Here is a 1,838-nt window from a genome sequence, read left to right on the forward strand (position 1 = left end):
AGCCTGTTGTCTCAGGGCCCAATAGTGTGCCTGGCAGTTCCTTTCGGTCCGACGTATCCCGGCCGGACCAGCGTTCGTTGCTATGCACCAGACACCCACCCACTACAGGCAGGCGCCATCCACAGAATCGTCCCGACACTCGACCCCCCGCACAATTGCAGAGGCGGGCCGGGATCTCGTGGTGCTCCTTAGAAAGGAGGTGATCCAGCCGCACCTTCCGGTACGGCTACCTTGTTACGACTTCGTCCCAATCGCCGATCCCACCTTCGACAGCTCCCTCCCACAAGGGGTTAGGCCACTGGCTTCGGGTGTTACCGACTTTCATGACGTGACGGGCGGTGTGTACAAGGCCCGGGAACGTATTCACCGCAGCGTTGCTGATCTGCGATTACTAGCGACTCCGACTTCACGGGGTCGAGTTGCAGACCCCGATCCGAACTGAGACCGGCTTTGAAAGGATTCGCTCCACCTCACGGCATCGCAGCCCTTTGTACCGGCCATTGTAGCATGTGTGAAGCCCTGGACATAAGGGGCATGATGACTTGACGTCATCCCCACCTTCCTCCGAGTTGACCCCGGCAGTCTCTCACGAGTCCCCACCATCACGTGCTGGCAACATGAGACAAGGGTTGCGCTCGTTGCGGGACTTAACCCAACATCTCACGACACGAGCTGACGACAGCCATGCACCACCTGCACACAGGCCACAAGGGAACGCCTATCTCTAGACGCGTCCTGTGCATGTCAAACCCAGGTAAGGTTCTTCGCGTTGCATCGAATTAATCCACATGCTCCGCCGCTTGTGCGGGCCCCCGTCAATTCCTTTGAGTTTTAGCCTTGCGGCCGTACTCCCCAGGCGGGGTACTTAATGCGTTAGCTACGGCACGGATCCCAAGGAAGGAAACCCACACCTAGTACCCACCGTTTACGGCGTGGACTACCAGGGTATCTAATCCTGTTCGCTCCCCACGCTTTCGCTCCTCAGCGTCAGTTACTGCCCAGAGACCCGCCTTCGCCACCGGTGTTCCTCCTGATATCTGCGCATTCCACCGCTACACCAGGAATTCCAGTCTCCCCTGCAGTACTCCAGTCTGCCCGTATCGCCCGCACGCCCACAGTTAAGCTGTGAGTTTTCACGAACAACGCGACAAACCACCTACGAGCTCTTTACGCCCAGTAATTCCGGACAACGCTCGCACCCTACGTATTACCGCGGCTGCTGGCACGTAGTTGGCCGGTGCTTCTTCTCCAGGTACCGTCACTTGCGCTTCGTCCCTGGTGAAAGAGGTTTACAACCCGAAGGCCGTCATCCCCCACGCGGCGTCGCTGCATCAGGCTTGCGCCCATTGTGCAATATTCCCCACTGCTGCCTCCCGTAGGAGTCTGGGCCGTATCTCAGTCCCAGTGTGGCCGGACACCCTCTCAGGCCGGCTACCCGTCGTCGCCTTGGTAGGCCATCACCCCACCAACAAGCTGATAGGCCGCGGGCCCATCCCACACCGCAAAAGCTTTCCCCCACAAACCATGCAGCCCATGAGGAATATTCGGTATTAGACCCAGTTTCCCAGGCTTATCCCAAAGTGCAGGGCAGATCACCCACGTGTTACTCACCCGTTCGCCACTCGAGCACCCCGAAGGGCCTTTCCGTTCGACTTGCATGTGTTAAGCACGCCGCCAGCGTTCGTCCTGAGCCAGGATCAAACTCTCCAAACAAAACCAAACCCACCCCCAACAAAGGGGACAGGACCAGGCCAATCAGAGAAACCTGACAAACATCAACCAACAGGCTGACAAAAACAACCACACCCACAAACGGGAAAACAGGGTGCAGCCAAAAA

1 rRNA gene is annotated in these 1,838 nt (G+C 58.1%); it reads right to left on the reverse strand.

The features are described from left to right. Nucleotides 1-192 precede the first annotated feature (192 nt). Nucleotides 193-1,713: ribosomal RNA gene (locus LV457_RS19955) — 16S ribosomal RNA — on the reverse strand. Between the last annotated feature and the right edge of the window lie 125 nt (nucleotides 1,714-1,838).

The organism is Mycobacterium sp. MYCO198283 (assembly GCF_021213805.1).
Lineage (GTDB): Bacteria > Actinomycetota > Actinomycetes > Mycobacteriales > Mycobacteriaceae > Mycobacterium.